The sequence below is a fragment of the Streptomyces sp. Root1310 genome, from assembly GCF_001426425.1.
GTDB lineage: Bacteria > Actinomycetota > Actinomycetes > Streptomycetales > Streptomycetaceae > Streptomyces.
The window spans coordinates 1100827-1119529 of the sequence record NZ_LMEQ01000012.1 but is presented as its reverse complement, the minus strand read 5'-3'; the positions used below and the strand labels follow the sequence as shown (position 1 = coordinate 1119529).

General features: G+C 71.7%; 16 protein-coding genes and 1 pseudogene. 10 read left to right on the top strand and 7 right to left on the bottom strand.

Annotated elements, in window-relative coordinates:
* From ASD48_RS45350 to glgB, 4 genes and pseudogenes are all read left to right on the top strand, one after another.
* Positions 1-737 (top strand): annotated as a pseudogene (locus ASD48_RS45350) (alpha-amylase family glycosyl hydrolase); the annotation flags it as partial.
* 1 nt (position 738) lies between these two features.
* On the top strand, positions 739-1047 hold a 309-nt coding region (locus tag ASD48_RS45010; RefSeq protein WP_206780416.1), incomplete at its 5' end, for an alpha-glucosidase C-terminal domain-containing protein.
* 109 nt (positions 1048-1156) lie between these two features.
* A complete protein-coding gene (locus ASD48_RS23080; protein ID WP_199875905.1) occupies positions 1157-2536 on the top strand; it encodes a phosphotransferase in 1380 nt (459 codons plus the stop codon).
* A 13-nt stretch (positions 2537-2549) separates the two neighbouring features.
* Entirely contained in the window at positions 2550-5111 is a 2562-nt protein-coding gene (gene glgB, locus ASD48_RS23075; protein ID WP_242432679.1) for a 1,4-alpha-glucan branching enzyme, read from the top strand.
* A 135-nt stretch (positions 5112-5246) separates the two neighbouring features.
* Here the strand turns inward: glgB and ASD48_RS23070 are convergent, their stop codons facing one another.
* The 4 genes from ASD48_RS23070 to ASD48_RS23055 form a co-directional block, all read right to left on the bottom strand.
* Positions 5247-7565: a UvrD-helicase domain-containing protein gene (locus ASD48_RS23070; RefSeq protein ID WP_079073913.1), complete on the bottom strand. Its 2319-nt coding sequence runs from the start codon at positions 7563-7565 to the stop codon at positions 5247-5249.
* Between the two features lie 146 nt (positions 7566-7711).
* Positions 7712-8044, bottom strand: a complete 333-nt coding sequence (locus ASD48_RS23065) for a thioredoxin domain-containing protein (RefSeq protein ID WP_282438255.1) — start codon at positions 8042-8044, stop codon at positions 7712-7714.
* Positions 8041-8469, bottom strand: coding sequence for a MerR family transcriptional regulator (locus ASD48_RS23060; RefSeq protein WP_057603503.1), 429 nt, complete (start codon positions 8467-8469; stop codon positions 8041-8043). Before ASD48_RS23060 ends, ASD48_RS23065 begins: the two co-directional genes overlap by 4 nt.
* 29 nt (positions 8470-8498) lie before the next feature.
* The gene (locus ASD48_RS23055) at positions 8499-9008 is read right to left on the bottom strand and encodes an Lrp/AsnC family transcriptional regulator (RefSeq protein WP_199875903.1); all 510 of its coding nucleotides are present in this window, start codon (positions 9006-9008) and stop codon (positions 8499-8501) included.
* Between the two features lie 51 nt (positions 9009-9059).
* On the opposite strand from ASD48_RS23055, the gene ASD48_RS23050 reads away from it, so the two are divergent.
* Positions 9060-10055 (top strand): NAD-dependent epimerase/dehydratase family protein, encoded by a 996-nt coding sequence (locus ASD48_RS23050; RefSeq protein WP_242432678.1) that lies wholly within the window; start codon positions 9060-9062, stop codon positions 10053-10055.
* Between the two features lies 1 nt (position 10056).
* Complete coding sequence (locus ASD48_RS23045) at positions 10057-10974, top strand: aldo/keto reductase (protein WP_057603501.1); 918 nt, start codon at positions 10057-10059, stop codon at positions 10972-10974.
* A 158-nt stretch (positions 10975-11132) separates the two neighbouring features.
* On the opposite strand, the gene ASD48_RS23040 is transcribed toward ASD48_RS23045, so the two are convergent.
* Complete coding sequence (locus ASD48_RS23040) at positions 11133-12566, bottom strand: cation:dicarboxylase symporter family transporter (protein ID WP_057603593.1); 1434 nt, start codon at positions 12564-12566, stop codon at positions 11133-11135.
* Between the two features lie 122 nt (positions 12567-12688).
* Here ASD48_RS23040 and ASD48_RS23035 point away from each other — a divergent pair, with 122 nt between their 5' ends.
* Both ASD48_RS23035 and ASD48_RS23030 read left to right on the top strand, forming a co-directional pair.
* A complete protein-coding gene (locus ASD48_RS23035) occupies positions 12689-14398 on the top strand; it encodes a sensor histidine kinase (RefSeq protein ID WP_057603500.1) in 1710 nt (569 codons plus the stop codon).
* Entirely contained in the window at positions 14395-15090 is a 696-nt protein-coding gene (locus tag ASD48_RS23030; protein WP_057603499.1) for a response regulator, read from the top strand. Before ASD48_RS23035 ends, ASD48_RS23030 begins: the two co-directional genes overlap by 4 nt.
* Before the next feature lie 149 nt (positions 15091-15239).
* Here the strand turns inward: ASD48_RS23030 and ASD48_RS23025 are convergent, their stop codons facing one another.
* Positions 15240-15785 (bottom strand): hypothetical protein, encoded by a 546-nt coding sequence (locus ASD48_RS23025; protein ID WP_057603498.1) that lies wholly within the window; start codon positions 15783-15785, stop codon positions 15240-15242.
* A 45-nt stretch (positions 15786-15830) separates the two neighbouring features.
* On the opposite strand from ASD48_RS23025, the gene ASD48_RS23020 reads away from it, so the two are divergent.
* A complete protein-coding gene (locus ASD48_RS23020) occupies positions 15831-16724 on the top strand; it encodes a 5'-methylthioadenosine/S-adenosylhomocysteine nucleosidase (protein WP_057603497.1) in 894 nt (297 codons plus the stop codon).
* A gap of 112 nt (positions 16725-16836) precedes the next feature.
* On the top strand, positions 16837-17559 hold the full coding sequence (locus ASD48_RS23015; RefSeq protein WP_079073912.1) for a transcriptional regulator: 723 nt from the start codon (positions 16837-16839) through the stop codon (positions 17557-17559).
* Positions 17560-17594: 35 nt separating this feature from the next.
* Here ASD48_RS23015 and ASD48_RS23010 read toward each other — a convergent pair whose 3' ends face one another.
* On the bottom strand, positions 17595-18620 hold the full coding sequence (locus ASD48_RS23010) for an ATP-dependent 6-phosphofructokinase (protein WP_054239866.1): 1026 nt from the start codon (positions 18618-18620) through the stop codon (positions 17595-17597).
* Positions 18621-18703: the final 83 nt, after the last annotated feature.

The window sequence follows — 18703 nt, the reverse complement described above, 5'->3', positions numbered from 1 at the left end:
CTCGCCGAGGCCAACCAGTGGCCGGAGGACGTCGTCGACTACTTCGGCGACTACGCCTCCGGCGGCGACGAATGCCACATGGCGTTCCACTTCCCCGTCATGCCCCGCATCTTCATGGCGGTCCGCAGGGAATCGCGCTACCCGGTCTCCGAAATCCTCGCSAAGACCCCCGCGATCCCCTCCCGCTGCCAGTGGGGCATCTTCCTGCGCAACCACGACGAGCTCACCCTCGAAATGGTCACCGACGAGGAACGCGACTACATGTACGCGGAATACGCCAAAGACCCGCGCATGCGCGCCAACATCGGCATCCGCCGCCGCCTCGCACCCCTCCTCGACAACGACCGCAACCAGATCGAGCTCTTCACCGCCCTGCTGCTCTCCCTGCCCGGCTCGCCGATCCTCTACTACGGCGACGAGATCGGCATGGGCGACAACATCTGGCTCGGCGACCGCGACGCCGTCCGCACCCCCATGCAGTGGACACCCGATCGCAACGCAGGTTTTTCCTCCTGTGACCCCGGGCGGCTCGTCCTGCCGACCATCATGGATCCGGTCTACGGGTACCAGGTCACCAACGTCGAGGCGTCGATGTCGTCGCCCTCCTCGCTGCTGCACTGGACCCGGCGCATGATCGAGATCCGCAAGCAGAACCCCGCCTTCGGCCTCGGGACCTACACCGAACTCCAGTCCTCCAACCCGGCCGTCCTCGCCTTCCTGCGCGAGGCCCCCCTGACNATCCGCAAGCAGAACCCCGCCTTCGGCCTCGGGACCTACACCGAACTCCAGTCCTCCAACCCGGCCGTCCTCGCCTTCCTGCGCGAGGCCCCCCTGACCAAGGAGGGAGAGGACGACCTGGTGCTGTGCGTGCACAACTTCTCGCGGTTCGCGCAGCCCACGGAACTGGACCTGAGCCGGTTCAAGGGGCGCTACCCGGTGGAGCTGTTCGGCGGGGTGCGCTTCCCGGCGGTCGGTGACCTGCCGTACCTGCTCACCATGGCGGGCCACGGCTTCTACTGGTTCAGGCTGCGCAGGGACGCGGCCTAGGCCGTGTCCGCGGCGTCGAACCCCGGGCGGGGCGGTTTCCGCCGCCCCGCCCGGGGCACGCATCAGTAACGCCCCGACCCCGACACCCGGGGAAAGGAATGTGACACCTATGGCGGCGACTGTCACACTTTCCGGCCGGACCGACCCCGGCCTCCTCGCTTCGCTGGACCCCCTGCTGCGGGAGTGGCTGCCCCGGCAGCGCTGGTTCGCCGGCAAGGGACGTCCGGTCACCGGGTTCTCTCTGGTGGCGGCCACCGAGCTGCTGCCGGCCCACACCAGACTGGGGCTGTACCACCTGCTGGTACGCGCCCATCAGCCGGCGGTGCCCGGCGACTGCTACCAGCTCCTGATCGGCGCACGCGAGGCCCTGCCGCCCCGGCTGGCGCCCGCGCTCATCGGTCATGTGACCCAGGGTCCGCTGGCCGGGCGGACCGTGTTCGACGCCCTCTACGACACCCGGCCCGCCGAGGTGCTGCTGGAGGCACTGCGCACCGGGGCCCGGATCGGCGGGCTGCGCTGCGAGCGGGATCCCGGGCAGGAGATCCGGTCCGGGCTGGTCCCGCGCCGGCTGACCGGCGAGCAGTCGAACTCGTCCGTCATCTATGGAGATACGTTCATTCTGAAGCTGTTGCGCCGGGTCGTGCCGGGCGTCAACCCCGACCTGGAGCTGCCGCTGGCGCTGGCCCGCGAAGGATGCCCCCGGGTGCCCGCGCCGACCGCGTGGATGTACGGGGACCCGGGTGAGGGCGAGGGCGAGGCGTACGTCCTGGCCGTGCTCCAGCCGTATGTGCAGGGCGCGGCGGACGGCTGGGAGCTGGCGCTGCGGGAACTGGCCAAGGGCGAGGACTTCGCCGCCGAGGCGAGAGCACTGGGGCGGGCCACCGCCGAGGTGCACGGGGCGCTGGCCCGGGCGCTGCCCACCGCGACCCTGGGGCAGGCGCAGATACGGCCGATGGTGGACGGCATGACCGGGCGGCTGGACGCCGCCGCGCAGGCGGTGCCCGCGCTGCGCCCGTACGCGCCGGCGCTGCGCACCGCCTTCACCGCGCTGGCCGACCTCGCGGCCGAGGGCCACACCTGGACCGCCCAGCGCGTCCACGGCGATCTGCATCTCGGGCAGTGCCTGCGCTCGCCCTCCGGGCAGTGGTCGCTGATCGACTTCGAGGGGGAGCCCGCCAGGCCGCTGGCCGAGCGGCGGATGCCCCAGCCGACCGTGCGGGACGTGGCGGGCATGCTGCGCTCCTTCGACTACGCCGCCCACTCGGCGGATCCGCCCGCCCCGGCCTGGGCACACGCCTGCCGGGCGGCCTACTGTTCCGGGTACGCCGAGGTGGCGGGCGTCGATCCGCGCACCGACCCCGTGCTGTTGCGGGCCCACGAGACGGACAAGGCGGTCTACGAGGTGGTCTACGAGGCACGGCACCGCCCCGACTGGCTCCCCGTACCCCTTTCCGCGATACACCGCCTCGCCGCACCCGACCTGCCTTGAGGAGGCTCCGTACGTGACTCCCCCGAAGAAGAAGGCCACCGCGAAGAAAGCGGCGACCGAGAAGGCGGCGGCCGACAAGGCGGCGAGGAAGAAGACGACGGGCAGGAAAGCGGCGTCCGAGAAGACGGCTGTCGAGAAGACGCCGGGCAAGAAGGCGGCGGGCAAGAAGGCCGAGGAGACGTCGGCGGCGGAGGCGGCGGAGGTGGCGGCGACGGCCGCAGCGGCAGCGCCGGAAACGGCGGCACGGGGAACGGCGGCACAAGGAACGGCAGCGCCTGCGGCAGCCGAGGAGGCCGTCGCGACCGAATCGGTGAAGCTCACCGTGGACACCGGCCCCGAGGCCGACACCGGTCCCGCCGCCGACACCGTGCCCGCACCGGACGCCGTCATCGATCCCGCTGTCGGCTTCGCCGACCGTGAACGCCTGCTGCACGGCACCCATCACGATCCGCACGCCGTCCTGGGCGCGCATCCGGTGCCCGGCGGGATCGTCTTCCGGGCGCTGCGCCCGTACGCACGGTCCGTCACGGTGCTGGCGGGCGACCTGCGCGCCGAACTCCACGACGACGGCGACGGCTTCTTCTCCGGTCTGCTGCCGCTGACGGAGGCCCCGGTCCACCGGCTCCTGGTGGCGTACGAGAGCACCACCGTGGAGACGGAGGACGCCTACCGGTTCCTGCCGACGCTGGGCGACCTGGACCTGCACCTGATCGGCGAGGGCCGGCACGAGCAGTTGTGGACGGTGCTCGGCGCGCGCCCGACGACCCACCAGGGCGTGAGCGGCACCGCCTTCTCCGTGTGGGCGCCCAACGCGCGCGGGGTACGGCTGGCCGGCACCTTCAACTTCTGGGACGGCACGGGGTACCCGATGCGGTCGCTGGGCTCGTCCGGGGTCTGGGAGCTGTTCGTGCCCGGGATCGGCGAGGGCGAGCTGTACAAGTTCGACATCACCCGCCCCGACGGATCGCACACCCTCCGGGCCGACCCGATGGCGCGGCGCACCGAGGTGCCGCCGGCGACCTCGTCGGTCGTGCACGCCTCGCACCACGAGTGGGGCGACGCGGAGTGGCTGGCCCGGCGGGCCGAGATACCCGTGCACGAGGCCCCGTTCTCCGTCTACGAGCTCCATCTGGCCTCCTGGCGGCCGGGACTCACCTACCGGCAACTGGCCGATCAACTGCCCGCGTACGTGCGGGACCTCGGCTTCACGCATGTCGAGCTGATGCCGGTCGCCGAGCATCCGTTCGGCGGTTCGTGGGGCTACCAGGTCACCGGTTTCTACGCGCCCACCGCCCGGCTCGGCACACCCGACGACTTCAAGTTCCTGGTGGACGCGCTGCACCGGGCCGGTATCGGCGTCCTGATGGACTGGGTGCCGGCGCACTTCCCGCGCGACGAGTGGGCCCTCGCGGAGTTCGACGGGCGTCCGCTGTACGAGCACGAGGACCCGCTGCGCGCCGCGCATCCCGACTGGGGGACGCTGGAGTTCGACTTCGGGCGGCGCGAGGTGCGCAACTTCCTGGTGGCCAACGCCGTCTACTGGTGCGAGGAGTTCCACATCGACGGGCTGCGCGTGGACGCCGTCGCCTCGATGCTGTATCTCGACTACTCGCGCGAGCCGGGCCAGTGGACCCCGAACGAGCACGGGGGCCGGGAGAACCTGGACGCGGTGGCGTTCCTCCAGGAGATGAACGCGACGGTCTACCGCCGCAGTCCCGGGGTCGTCACGATCGCGGAGGAGTCCACCGCCTGGGACGGTGTCACGCGGGCCACCCACCACGCGGGCCCGAGCGGCTTCGGCGGGCTCGGCTTCGGGCTGAAGTGGAACATGGGCTGGATGCACGACTCGCTGGAGTACATGAGCCACGAGCCGGTGCACCGCAGGTACCACCACCACGAGATGACCTTCTCGATGGTGTACGCCTACAGCGAGAACTACGTGCTGCCCATCTCGCACGACGAGGTGGTGCACGGGAAGCGCTCGCTGGTGTCGAAGATGCCCGGTGACTGGTGGCAGCAGCGCGCCGCGCTGCGGGCGTACCTGGCGTTCATGTGGGCTCACCCGGGCAAGCAACTCCTCTTCATGGGGCAGGAGTTCGCCCAGGGGGCGGAGTGGTCCGAGGCCCACGGCCCCGACTGGTGGCTGCTGGATCCGGCCTACGGCGCCGAGGCCGACCACCGGGGCGTCAGGGACCTGGTCCGCGATCTGAACACCGTCTACCGCGCGGCGCCGGCCCTCTGGCAGCAGGACACCGACCCCGCCGGTTTCCAGTGGGTGGTCGGGGACGCGGCCGAGGACAACGTGTTCGCCTTCCTGCGGTACGACGCCGAGGGCTCCCCGCTGCTGTCCGTCTCCAACCTCTCCCCGGTCGTCCGCCACGACTACCGGCTCGGCGCGCCGGACGACGTCCCGGCCTGGCACGAGGTCCTCAACACCGACGCGGCCGGCTACGGCGGCAGCGGTGTCGCCCATCCCGACCCGGTCAAACCGGAGCCGCAGGGTCATCACGGCCGGCCGGCGAGCGTCCGGCTGACGCTGCCGCCGCTGGCGACGGTGTGGCTGCGGCCTGCCTGAGCCCTGCCCCGGGACAACGACCCGGGTGCGCGTCGGCCGGCCGGTGCCCGGCAGGGTGCCGGCCGGTGCGTCGGCGTGCGGGTGGCGGGGATCCCCGCCGCACACGCTCACCGCACCGGCCGTGCGCCGCGGTGATCAGGGCGCGACGGTCATGCCCTGCCGGTCCCGCGTCGCGCCGGAGGTCCCCCCGAGGGCCGCGGCCAGCGCCTTCGGGAGGGTCCTGGTGTGCAGCACCCCCAGCCGCTGCGTCGCCCGGGTCAGCGCCACGTACAGGTCGCTGGTGCCGTACCGCGAAGGCTCCACCACCAGCACGGAGTCGAACTCCAGGCCCTTCGACTGGCGCGGGTCGAGCAGGACGACGCTCCGGGTCAGGTCCGGCTCGGCGCCCGCCGTCACCCCGTCCAGCCGGGCCGCCAGCTTCCGGTGCAGGTCGCGGGGGGCGATGACGGCGAGCCGGCCCTCGGCGGGGGTGAGCTCGCCGACCGCCTCGGCGACCGCGCCGGGGAGGTCGTCGGTGGCGCGCGCCCACGGCCGTACGCCGGTCGACCGCACCGAACTCGGCGGCTCGAAGCCGGGGTGTTCCGCGCGGACCACCGCCGCGGCCACGTCCATGATCTCGGCCGGGGTCCGGTAGTTGACGCCGAGCCGGGTGTGCTCCCAGCGGTCCTCGACGTACGGCCGGAGGATCTCGGACCAGGAGCCGACGCCGGCCGCCTCGGCGGTCTGCGCCGGGTCGCCGACCAGGGTCATCGAGCGGGTGGGGCTGCGCCGCATCAGCAGCCGCCAGGCCATCGGCGACAGCTCCTGCGCCTCGTCGACGATGATGTGCCCGAACGCCCAGGTGCGGTCCGCGGCCGCGCGTTCGGCGGCGCTGCGGTGGTCGTCCTCCTCGTGGCGTTCGGCGAAGCGTTCGGCGTCGATGATGTCGTGCGCGGACAGGACCTCGGAGTCCTCCTCGTGCTTGTCCTCGAACTCGTAGGTGCGGGAGGCGTACGAGACGTCCAGGACGCCCTGCGCGTAGGCGACCTGGGTCTCCCGCTCGCGGTCCGCGCGGGCCCGCGCCACCCGGTCGTCCTCGCCGAGCAGTTCGGCCGCCTCGTCCAGCAGCGGTACGTCCGCCACGGTCCAGGCCCGGGTCACCGGGCGGCGGATGGCGGCCGCGTCGTCGTCCGAGACGTAGCCCACGGGGTCGGCGAGGAAGTCGGCGACCAGCCGCTGCGGGGTCAGGCGCGGCCACAGCTGGTCGATGGCGGCCCAGACCTCGGGGTTGTCGGCGAGTTCGTCGCGGATCTGGGTGATGTCGCTCGGGTCGAGCAGGTTGGAGCCGTCGTAGGGGTCCGTGCCGATGCGTTCGGAGACCATGTCGGTGAGCGTGTTGAGGATGTGGCCCTCGAAGATCTCGCGGGCCGCGTTGTGCGGCAGCCGGGCGGCCCGGGTGCGCTCGCGGGCCATGTTCACCAGGCCGTCGTCCAGCATGAGGATCTCGCGGTCGTGCCCGATCGCGATCACCGGATCGGGCAGCGCCTGCCAGTCGCGTACGACGTCGGCGAGTACGTCCGCCATGTCGGCGCGGCCCTTCACGGCCGCCGCCGCCCGGGTGTCGGTCGCCGTCGCCTTCACGCCGGGAAAGAGTTCGCCGACCGTCGCCAGCAGCACACCGGTCTCGCCCAGCGAGGGCAGCACCTCGCCGATGTAGCCGAGGAAGGCGGGGTTGGGGCCGACGATCAGGACGGCCCGCTTGGCGAGCAGTTCCCGGTGTTCGTAGAGGAGATAGGCGGCGCGGTGCAGCGCGACGGCCGTCTTGCCGGTGCCGGGCCCGCCCTCCACCACCAGGACGCCTCGGTGGGGCGCCCGGATGATCTCGTCCTGCTCGGCCTGGATGGTCTGCACGATGTCGCTCATCCGGCCGGTGCGCGCGGAGTCGATCGCGGCGAGCAGCACGGCGTCGCCGGTCGGGTCCTCGTGACCGGTGCGGGTGGCGTCGCCGATGTCGAGGATCTCGTCGTGCAGGGCGGTGACGCGGCGGCCCTCGGTGGTGAGGTGCCGGCGCCTGCGCAGTCCCATCGGGGTGTGACCGGTGGCCAGATAGAAGGGGCGGGCGACATCGGCGCGCCAGTCGATGAGGACCGGGGTGCGCTCGGCGTCCTCGGCACGCAGGCCGATGCGTCCGATGTGGTGGTTGGTGCCGGAGGTGAGGTCGATGCGGCCGAAACAGAGGGAGCCGTCCACCGCGTTCAGCGCGGCGAGCAGCCCGGAACGTTCGGCGACGAGGATGTCCCGCTCGAGCCGGGCCTGCATGGGCGTGTTGCCCTGGGCCAGCGCGTCGGTGACGGCGCCCTCGGTGTCGCCGCGCAGTGCGTCCACGCGCGCGTACAGGTTGTCGATGAATTCCTGCTCGCAGCGCAATTCACTGTCCGGAAAGTCGGCGTTTGACAATTCCACTCCCGCCCGCATATACTGTGCTCACTGAGCTTCTTTGCGACTTCATTCAGGTGAAGTCGCGAATCATCGAATATACGCAGAGAAATCCCCCGAGCGCAATTGCTCGGGGGATTTCTTCGTGGTGTGCCGTGTCTCCGGCCGGTCAGCTCACCGCGTGCTCACAGGACCTCGTCGAGCTCCGCCAGCAGCCGGCGCTTGGGCCGGGCGCCCACCATCGACTTCACGGGCTCACCGGCCCGGAACACCATGAAGGTCGGCATCGACAGCACCTTGTAGGCGTTGGTGGTCTCCGGGTTGGTGTCCACGTCCAATTGCACCACCTTCAGCCGCTCGCCCTCCTCGGCGGCGAGCGCGGTGAGCACCGGCCCCATCTGCCGGCACGGCGGACACCAGTCGGCGGTGAACTCCACCAGCACCGGCAGGTCCGCGCCCAGCACCTCCGCCCCGAAATCCGCGTCCGTCACCTCGGCCACCCCGTCCGCCTTGATCACCGTTGCCGCCCTCCCAGTTCGCACTCGGGCTCCGGACCCCCCGGAACCCGCGCCTCCGCGGCCAGCTCGTCGCGCGCCAGCTCGGCCCGCACCAGCTGCCCGGCGACCGTCTCCCGCACCGCCCGCAGCTCTCCGATGAGCGCGTCCAGCTCGTCCAGCTTGCGCCGGTAGACCGCGAGCGACGCCGGGCAGGAGTCGCCCTCCGGGTGCCCGGCCCGCAGACACTCCACGAAGGGACGGGTCTCCTCCAGGTCGAACCCGAAGTCCTGGAGCGTCCTGATCTGCCGCAACAGCCGCAGATCGCCCTCGTCGTACGTCCGGTACCCGTTGTCGCCGCGCCGCGCGGGCAGCAGCCCGCGCGACTCGTAGTACCGCAGCGTCCGGGTGGTGGTCCCGGCCCGTGCGGCCAGCTCGCCGATGCGCATGCCTACGAACGTAAGGCTTGACGCCCACGTCAAGGCAAGAGCGGTTTCCGCTCGACCGGCGAGGTGAGCACGATCGACGTCGTCGTACGCCCGAGGGCCGAGACCGCCTCGAGAACGCCCTCCAGGTGGACGGTGTCCCGGACGGCGACCTTGAGGATCCAGCAGTCCTCCCCCACCACGTGGTGGACCTCGGTGATCTCGGGGCGTTCGATCAGCTCCAGGGTCCTCGGGTGCTTCAGCGTGTAGCCGCCGTGCGGGTCGACCCGGATGAACGCCTGGATGCCGTAGCCGAGCCGGGCGGGGCTGACGTGCGCGCCGTAGCCGCCGATGACCCCCGCGGCCTCCAGTCGCCGCACCCGTTCGGTCACCGCCGCCGGGCTCAGCCGCACCCGGCGGCCCAGCTCGCTGAGCTTGATCCGGCCGTCGGTCTGGAGCAGTTCCAGGATCTGCCGGTCCAGCGCGTCGAAGGCCACCGACGTTTCGTCGGCGGCGGCCCGCGAATGCCGAGGTTCTTTCGGTGCGACGGCCGGAACTCCCATGGTTACCCCTTCAGGACAGGCGTGTACGCCGGGAGAATCATGGTCATGGAAATGACGCAGGAGGTAAAGGCCCGGGAGGTGGCGGCCCAGGAGGTGACAGCCCGGGAGGTGGAGGGCCGGGAGGTGGAGGGCCGGCGCGGAAATGCCCGTGAGGTATTGGTCATCGGCGGAAACCGTTATTTCGGAAAGCGGCTGATCGCCCGCCTGCTGGCCGCCGGGGACCGGGTGACGGTACTGAATCGCGGTTCGTCCGCGCCGCCTCCGGGCGCGACCCACCTGATCGCCGACCGCGACGACGAGAACGCGCTGGACTCGGCGCTCGGCTCACGCGCCTTCGACGTCGTCGTCGACCAGGTCTGCTACACCCCGCGGCAGGCGGCGATCGCCCGCCGGGTGTTCGCCGGCCGCACCCGGCGTTACGTGCTGACGTCGACGGTCGAGGTCTACGAGTACGAGGACTCCGTCGCCTTCGTGCGGGAGCAGGACGTCGATCCGCTGGACGTCCGGGTCGACCTCGAACTCCCCTGGGACGAACCGGGATTCCGCGACTCCCACTACGGCGAGGGCAAGCGGCAGGCGGAGGCGGTGTTCGCGGCGGAGCCGGCGTTCCCCCATGTGGCCGTCCGCGTCGCCCATGTGCTGGGCGGGGGCGACGACTTCACGGGACGGCTGGAGCACTACGCCTCCCGCATCCGCGCGGGGGAGCCGATCACCGTGCCGACGGCGAACCGTCCGGCGACGTACATCCATGTCGAGGAGATCGCCGACTTCCTGTTCTGGACGGTGGGCCAGGACTTCACCGGCCCGGTCAACGCGGCCTCGCACGGGACGCTGACCACGCACGAGCTGTGCGAGGCGGTGGCCGCGCGGGTCCCCGACGGCCGGGCGGTGTTCCAGGAGGTCGAGGTCGGCGAGGTGTCCCCGCTCTCCTTCCGCCGCTTCTACGGCATGGACAACACCCGTGCCACCCGGCTCGGGTTCACCTTCGGCAACGTACGGCAGTGGCTGCCGCGCGCGGCCGACGAGACCCTGGGGGCGGTGAACTGACGTGCGGCACCGCACACTCGGCGGCATCCGCGTGAGCGCGATCGGGCTCGGCGCGATGCCGCTGTCCATCGAGGGCCGCCCCGACCGGGCCCGTGCCCTGGCGACGGTCCACGCGGCGCTGGACGCGGGCGTGACCCTGCTGGACACGGCCGACTCCTACCACCTGCCGGGCGCGGAGCCCGGCCACAACGAACGGCTCGTGGCCCACGCGCTCGCCACCCACGGCGGTGACACCTCCCGGGTGCTCGTGGCGACGAAGGGCGGCCGGGGCAGGCCGGGCGGCGGCGCGGCGGACTGGACGGTGAACGGCGATCCCCGCCATCTGAAGGCGGCCGCGGAGGCCTCCCTGCGGCGGCTCGGCGTCGAGGCGATCGGGCTGTACCAGCTCCACAAGCCCGACCCGGCGATCCCCTTCGAGGAATCCGTGGGGGCGCTGCGGGACCTGCTCGACGAGGGGAAGATCAGGCTGGCAGGCCTCTCCAACACGGACACGGACCAGATTCGCCGGGCCCACGCGATCCTCGGCGACCGGCTCGTGTCGGTCCAGAACCGCTACTCCCCCGCCGTCGGCGACAGCGAGCCCGAACTGCGGCTGGCGGCCGGACTGGGACTGGCGTTCCTCCCGTGGAGCCCGCTGGGCGGTATCTCCCGCAGCTCCCTGGACGGACCCGCCGAGGAGCCTTCCGACAGCCTCGGCGCCTTCCACGAACTGGCCCCGGAGCTGGGCGTCAGCCCCCAACAGCTCTGCCTCGCCTGGCTCCTGTCCCGCTCCCCCGCGGTGATCCCCATCCCGGGCGCGAGCCGCCCCCGGTCGATACGCGACTCGGCGGCGGCGACCGACCTCCGCCTGACCGGGAGCCAACTGGCCCGCCTGAACGAGTCGGTGCGGCACCACCGCCGACGGCAACGCCCCGCGTAGCGGGGCGTTGCCGGGGGGAAGGTCAGAGGGGAAGCGCGGAAAGCGGAGACCGGGCGGCCGGGCCACGGGGGAGTGCTCGGCCGCCCGGAGAGGGTGGGGTGGTGGCCCGGGTGTCCGGCTCCGGTTCAGGCGGAGCCGGACACCCGGAGTCGGGAGGCCTAGGCCTTGGCGAGTTCCTTCTCGCCGCCCTCGCGCTGCTCCGGCACATCCGCCGGGACGGTCTCCACGCCGTCCCCGTCGTCGTCGAGCAGGGTCTTCTCGTCGAAGGGCAGTCCGCCGGCGAGCACCACGCGGACGCGCTCCTTGTCGATCTCCTTCGTCCAGGTGCCGATCAGGACGGTGGCGACGGCGTTGCCCGCGAAGTTGGTGAGGGCGCGGGCCTCGCTCATGAAGCGGTCGATGCCGACGATGAGGCCGATGCCGTCCACCAGGGCGGGCTTGTGGGACTGGAGACCGCCGGCCAGGGTCGCCATGCCGGCGCCGGTGACACCGGCCGCGCCCTTGGAGGCGACGAACAGGAAGAGCAGCAGCGGGATCTGCTCGCCGAGCGACATCGGCGTACCCATGGCGTCGGCGATGAACAGGGATGCCATGGTCATGTAGATCATGGTGCCGTCGAGGTTGAAGGAGTAGCCGGTCGGGACGGTGATGCCGACGACGGGCTTGCTGACACCCAGGTGCTCCATCTTCGCGATGAGCCGCGGCAGCGCGGACTCGGAGGAGGAGGTGGACAGGATCAGCAGGAACTCCCGGGCCAGGTACTTGAACAGGGAGAGGATGTTCAGACCCGAGACGGCCTTCAGCAGCGCGCCGAGCACGATGAAGACGAAGAGGAAACAGGTGGCGTAGAAGCCGAGCATCAGCACGGCGAGGCTCTTGAGCGCGTCCACGCCCGACGAGCCGACGACCGCGGCCATGGCGCCGAAGGCACCGATCGGAGCGGCCCACATCACCATCGCGAGGACGCGGAAGACGAGGCGCTGGATGTGCTCGACACCGCGCAGCACCGGCTGGCCGGCCCTGCCCATGGCCTGCAGCGCGAAGCCGCAGAGCAGGGCGATGAGGAGGGTCTGGAGGACCTCGCCCTCGGTGAAGGCGGAGACGATCGTGGTGGGGATGATGCCGAGCAGGAACTCGGTGGTGTCCTTGGCCTCAGGCGAGACCTGCGCCTGCCCGGTCTCCTTCACGGCGTCCGTGATGGCGAGGCCCGTGCCCGGCTCCAGGATGTTGCCGACGACGAGGCCGATTCCGAGGGCGACCAGCGACATGACCATGAAGTAGCCGAGGGCGATGCCGCCGACGGCGCCGACCTTGGCGGCCTTCCGTACGGACCCGATGCCCAGCACGATCGTGCAGAAGATGATCGGCGAGATCATCATCTTGATCAGGTTGACGAACCCGGTCCCGATGGGCTTCAGCTCGACGGCGAAGTCGGGGGCCGCGAGACCCACGGCGATGCCGAGGGCGACCGCGACGATCACCGCGATGTACAGGTAGTGGGTGCGGTCCCGCTTGACCGCGGGTGCGGCAGGTGCCGTATCGGGGGTGCTGCTGGCGGCCACGGCTGCCCTCCTTGACGTCTTCGTCGGCATCACCGGCGTGCGGCTCACGTCCGGGGTTTATGGGGGATTGCCGTGACTATCTCCCGCCCTGTGAGGGCGGTCACCCTTCCGTTCATTTAGTTCACACTTAACGCCGGGGGCACACTGACGACATGCGCATCCCCGCTCTGCCGAGACCTCGCAGCCTGGCCGGCCAGCTCTTCGCCATGCAGGCGGTGCTGATAGCGGTGCTCGTCGCGGGATACGCGCTGTTCACCTACGTCAGCGACCGCAACCAGGCCGAGGAGGCGGCGGGCCGCCAGGCCACGGCCGTGGCCCGATCGGTCGCCGACTCACCCTCCGTGCAGGCGGCGATACGGACCGCGAAGCCCACCGCCGAGCTCCAGCCGTACGCCCTGCGGGTCATGAGGGACACGGAGGTCGACTTCGTCACGATCATGAACCCGGAGGGCATCCGCTGGACCCACCCGGACAAGACCCAGATCGGCCAGCGCTTCCGCGGCAACACGGCGAAGGCCCTGAAGGGCGACACCTTCACCGAGACCTACACCGGCACCCTCGGCGCGTCCGTCCGCGCGGTCACCCCGATCGAGGACGACGGCACGATCATCGGCCTGGTCAGCGCGGGGATCAAGGTCGAGTCGATCAGCAAGCGGGTGCAGGACCAGGTGACGGCCCTGTTCGCGGTGGCCGGCGGCGCCCTCGCCCTCGGCGCGATCGGCACGTACGTCATCAACGCGTCCCTGCGCCGCCACACCCATGGCATGAACGCGACCGAGCTGAGCCATATGCACGACTACCACCAGGCCGCACTGCACGCGGTGCGGGAGGGGTTGCTGATGCTGGACGGACAGTACAAGGTGGCGCTGATCAACGACGGGGGCCGGGAGCTGCTGGGCGTCTCGGGAGAGGTGGTGGGCATGTCGGTCGCGGAACTGGGTCTGCCGGCCCCGCTGACGGGCGCGCTGCTCTCCTCGGAGCCCCGGGTGGACGAGGTGCACCTGACGGCGGACCGGGTGCTCGTCGTCAACACGTCCCCGGTCTCGGGCGGCGAGCGCAGGGGCAGCGTGGTCACCCTGCGCGATGTGACCGAACTCCAGTCCGTGATGGGTGAGTTGGACTCCGAACGCGGCTTCACTCAGGCGCTGCGCTCACAGGCCCACGAGGCGGCGAACCGCCTGCACACCGTGGTCTCGCTGATCGAGCTGGGCCGGGCGGAGGAGGCGGTGGACTTCGCCACGGCGGAACTGGAACTGGCCCAGGCGCTGACGGACCAGGTGGTCGCGGCGGTCAGTGAGCCGGTCCTGGCGGCCCTGCTGCTGGGCAAGACGGCCCAGGCGAACGAGCGGGGCGTGGAGCTGGTGGTGTCGCAGGAGAGCACCCTGGACGACGGCCTGCTGCCGGAGTCGCTCCCCGCCAGGGACCTGGTGACGATCCTGGGCAACCTCATCGACAACGCGGTGGACGCGGCGCAGGGCAGCACCCGGGCGCAGGTGACGGTGACCGCCGCCACGGAGGGCGCCGAGCTGCTGCTGCGGGTGGCGGACACGGGAGCGGGAGTGGATCCCGCGCACGCCACCCTGGTCTTCGAACGCGGCTTCTCGACGAAGCCGGCCGGGCCGGGCGGGCGCGGCCTCGGGCTGGCGCTGGTCCGGCAGGCGGTGCAGCGGCACGCGGGAACGCTGTCGGTGGCGGAGGCCGCGGGTGGCGGAGCCGAGTTCCTGGTGCGCCTGCCGTTGCCGACCGCGGCGGCGGCCTCCGGTGTCGCCGCCTCCGGTGCTGCGGCATCCGGTGCCACCAGGTCCGGTGTCGAGGGGCCCGGTGCCGACGGGTCCGTGCCGGGGTCTGGAGGCAGGCGATGACGAGCGAAGAGCCGATCAGAGTGCTGATCGTGGAGGACGATCCGGTCGCCGCGGACGCCCATGTCATGTACGTGGGCCGGGTTCCGGGGTTCGTCGCCGTGGGCAAGGCGCACACCGGGGCGGAGGCCCGGCGCCTGCTCGACCGCACCCCGGTCGACCTGCTGCTGCTGGACCTGCACCTGCCCGACGCGCACGGGCTCCAGCTGGCCCGCTCGCTGCGCGCGGCGGGGTATCACGCGGACGTGATAGCGGTGACGTCGGCGCGGGACCTGACGGTGGTGCGCGAGGGCGTGTCGCTCGGCGTCGTGCAGTACGTGCTGAAGCCCTTCACCTTCGCCACGCTTCGGGACCGGCTGGTGCGGTACGCCGAGTTCCGGGGGGCCGCGGGCGAGGCGAGCGGCCAGGACGAGGTCGACCGGGCGCTGGCGACCCTGCGCGCGCCGGGACCCGCCGCGCTGCCCAAGGGGCTGAGCGCGCCCACGCTGGAGCGGGTGACGGAGACCGTACGGGAGGCGGAGCAGGGGCTGACCGCCGCGGGGGTCGCCGAGTCGGTGGGCATCTCACGCATCACGGCCCGGCGCTATCTGGAGCATCTGGTGGAGGCGGGGAGAGCCGAGCGGAAACCGCTGTACGGGCAGGTGGGAAGGCCGGAACTGGTCTACCGCTGGGTGCGGACAACCCGCGGAAAGTGACATCCGCGCCCCCTGACCCCTGGCCACCGGCCACGGCTGGCTACCACGACGCCCGGCGGCCATCGTCGCCCACCGCAACCCACCGCCGCCGCCTTCGCTCACCACCACGATCACGCTCACGGCTCACGGCCACCACCCTCACGCACCCCTCACGCACCGCCGCCCCCGAACGGCATCGCGTAGCGCACGACGAACACGCCCAGCCCCGCCACCGCTCCCGCCTCGGCCACGGACAGCACCAGCAGCCCCGCCGACACCTGTCCCCCGCCCCAGTACACGACCAGCGCGGCCGTCGGCACGACGCAGAACGCCAGCAGGTCGACCGCGCACTGCGCGATCTTCCGGGAGATCCGCCCGGGACCGGTCCGGTGGTAGGTCTCCCACCGGAACGCCGCCTCGGTCCCGGCCAGTTCGGCGAGCCTCGGCGCCAACTCCTGGCGCACGTACCTCCCGACGGCCGAGATCTTCTCGTCGTTGACCAGGTAGGTCCACCCCAGCACCACGCACACCGGCGGCAACGCCAGCAGCATCGACGTCCGTTCGGCCTGGGCCGCCGCGGCGATCACCGCAGCCACCACCGCCAGGGTCACGTACAGCAGGTTGTCCCGGAACCCGATCCGCGCCTTCTGCTCGTCCTTGACGGTCTGGTACTCGGCGAGCAGCAACTGCCCGGCGCTGACGTCCTGTTCGGCCATGGTGACCGCCCCCTCCCCCGATGATCCTGGCAGTACCTTAAAGGGGTGCCCGAGACCGAACCCATCGCCGTGGTCCTCACCGCGCTTCCCGTCGAGTACGACGCCGTGCGCGCCCTCCTGGAATCAGCGTCCCTCGACGAAGTCGTCCTCGACGACGGAACCCGTCTCGAACGGGGCCGGCTCGCCGGTACGGGCTGGACGGTGGCGCTCGCCGAGCTGGGCGAGGGTGCCCTGACCACGGCCGCGCTCACCACCCGTATCGTCTCCGCGCTGGCCCCCGAGTGCCTGCTCTTCGTGGGCGTCGCGGGCGGCCTCAAGGACGACCTGCGGCTCGGTGACGTCGTCGTCGGCACCAAGGTCTACGCCGTACACGGCGGCAAGCAGACCCCGCAGGGTTTCCTGGCCCGCCCGGAGGTCTGGCACGGCTCGCACCGCCTGGTCCAGGCGGCCCGCTCGGCGCTGCGGGACCTGGACGGGGTGCGGGCCCACCGCAAGCCGATCGCCTGCGGGGACGTCGTGCTGGCCGACGAACGGTCCGCGCTGCGGGATCACATCCGACGGACGTACAACGACGCGTACGCCATCGAGATGGAGGGCTCCGGGGCGTCCCACGCGGCGCATCTCGGCGGCCGGCTGGACGCCCTGGTCATCCGGGGCATCAGCGACCTCGCCGACGCCGGGAAGAGCACGGCCGACGCGGAGGGGTCGCAGGAGCTGGCGGCGGGGCAGGCGGCCAAGGTCGCGGTGGCGGTCCTGCGCAAGCACGACCCCCGTCCACGGAACGCCCCCGGCCTCCAGGAGGAGTCCCGACCCGGCGGCGCAGCTACAGGTGCGGATACGGGCACCCGCACCGGCACCGGCACCGGCGGCGACACCATCACCTTCCAGGGCGGTACCTACTACGGGCCGGTCGTCGGAAAGATCACCCGGCACAGCTAACCCCGGCACAACCGGCCCCGTTGCAACTGACCGACCGGTCACCACCGTAGGTTCCTACAACCGGTGACTATGTCCAAACACCCTGTAGTCACCACACCCTGGGCCCCCTACCTTGTCCCCCGTGCCCAGACCTCCAGCCCACACCCGTCAGCCAGGTCCCCCCTTCAACGCTCCCGCCGCCCGCAGGCTCCGCGCCGCCCTCGGCATGACCCCTGACCACGTCGCCCACGGACTGCGCGCCTCCTACGCCCTGCCGCACGCCACCCCCGATCTCGTCATCGCCTGGGAACGCGGGGCACTCACCCCCACGCATCCCGAACTCACGGCTCTCGCGGGCGTGTTGTGGTGTTCCCCGGGTGAACTGATCGGCAGGCCGCGCACCCTGCGCGAACACCGCGTCGCCCGGGGCTTCGCCCCCGAGGACGTCGCCCGGGCCGTGGGACACGGGTTCCTGGAGTACACGCGGATGGAGGAGAGCGGGCAGTGGCGCGGCACGGACCGGCAGTCCGCGGCCCTCGCCGAGCTGCTCGACCTCTCGCTGCCCGACCTGGTCACCGTCACCGGCCTCGAGGCCAAGCTCGCGGACCTGCTGCGCACCGCCGCCCGCACCCGCTGGCAGGCGTACGTCAAACCCGTGGGCAGGATCGTGCCCCTGGACCGGCGGCTCCTGGAGGAGACCCTCCAGGAGCTGCACCAGGACTACCAGAGGCAGATGGCCGCCACGCTGAGCTGGGGCGGCGGCAGCGCGGCCGGGGAGGCGAGCGACGCCGGACGGGACTTCCTCGACCGGATCGTCGACACCTTCTGGACGAGCCTGGAGAACCGGACCGCCTAGGCCGTGTCCGCGAAGCGGCGCCCCGGGGGTCCGCCCTAGAAGACCGACTCCGCCTCGACGATCCGGTCCTTGGGCACCGTCTTCAGCTCGGTCACGGCCTCCGCCAGCGGCACCATCACGACGTCCGTCCCGCGCAGCGCGGTCATCCGCCCGAACTGGCCCCGGTGCGCCGCCTCCACCGCGTGCCAGCCGAAGCGGGTCGCCAGGACACGGTCGTACGCCGTCGGGACTCCGCCACGCTGGACGTGGCCGAGGATCACCGGTCGGGCCTCCTTGCCGAGCCGCTTCTCCAGCTCGTAGGCCAGCGCGGTGCCGATGCCCTGGAAGCGCTCGTGACCGAACTGGTCGATCGCGCCCTTGCTGTAGTCCATGGTGCCGTCGGCCGGGTGGGCGCCTTCCGCGACGCAGATCACGGCGAACTTCTTGCCGCGCGCGAACCGCTCCTCGACCATCTTCACCAGGTCGGCGGGGTCGAAGGGCCGCTCCGGGAGGCAGATCCCGTGCGCGCCCGCGGCCATGCCGGACTCCAGCGCGATCCAGCCCGCGTGCCGGCCCATGACCTCGACCACCATCACCCGCTGGTGGGACTCCGCCGTGGTCTTGAGGCGGTCCATCGCCTCCGTCGCGACGCCCACCGCCGTGTCGAAGCCGAACGTGCGGTCCGTCGACGAGATGTCGTTGTCGATCGTCTTCGGCACGCCCACCACCGGCAGGCCGGCGTCCGACAGCATCCGCGCCGCCGTCAGCGTGCCCTCGCCGCCGATCGGGATCAGCGCGTCGATGCCGAAGTCGTGGATCATGTCGGAGGCGCTCTCGCAGGCCTCGCGCAGCCGGTCGCGCTCCAGGCGGGACGAGCCGAGAATGGTGCCGCCGCGGGCCAGGATGCCGCTGACCGCGTTGAGGTCGAGGCCGCGGTAACGGCCGTCCAGCAGGCCCGCGTAGCCGTCCTCGAAGCCGATCACCTCGTCGCCGTAGTTGTCGACGGCGCGGTGCACGACCGACCGGATCACTGCGTTCAGGCCGGGGCAGTCGCCACCTGCGGTGAGAACTCCGATGCGCATCGTGCTGTGTCTCCTGCTCGCTGTTGGTACCGGTGAGCCAGATTCGATTGTTTCACGCCGCCGAGCGGGCTGTCGCTTGACGG

Bases quoted from the DNA above. Each gene is read 5' to 3' on its own strand.
- ASD48_RS23080 (WP_199875905.1), top strand. From the start codon at position 1,157: ATGGCGGCGACTGTCACACTTTCCGGCCGGACCGACCCCGGCCTCCTC.
- ASD48_RS23070 (WP_079073913.1), bottom strand. From the start codon at position 7,565: ATGCGGGCGGGAGTGGAATTGTCAAACGCCGACTTTCCGGACAGTGAA.
- ASD48_RS23060 (WP_057603503.1), bottom strand. From the start codon at position 8,469: ATGCGCATCGGCGAGCTGGCCGCACGGGCCGGGACCACCACCCGGACG.
- ASD48_RS23055 (WP_199875903.1), bottom strand. From the start codon at position 9,008: ATGGGAGTTCCGGCCGTCGCACCGAAAGAACCTCGGCATTCGCGGGCC.
- ASD48_RS23050 (WP_242432678.1), top strand. From the start codon at position 9,060: ATGACGCAGGAGGTAAAGGCCCGGGAGGTGGCGGCCCAGGAGGTGACA.
- ASD48_RS23040 (WP_057603593.1), bottom strand. From the start codon at position 12,566: ATGCCGACGAAGACGTCAAGGAGGGCAGCCGTGGCCGCCAGCAGCACC.
- ASD48_RS23035 (WP_057603500.1), top strand. From the start codon at position 12,689: ATGCGCATCCCCGCTCTGCCGAGACCTCGCAGCCTGGCCGGCCAGCTC.
- ASD48_RS23030 (WP_057603499.1), top strand. From the start codon at position 14,395: ATGACGAGCGAAGAGCCGATCAGAGTGCTGATCGTGGAGGACGATCCG.
- ASD48_RS23025 (WP_057603498.1), bottom strand. From the start codon at position 15,785: ATGGCCGAACAGGACGTCAGCGCCGGGCAGTTGCTGCTCGCCGAGTAC.
- ASD48_RS23010 (WP_054239866.1), bottom strand. From the start codon at position 18,620: ATGCGCATCGGAGTTCTCACCGCAGGTGGCGACTGCCCCGGCCTGAAC.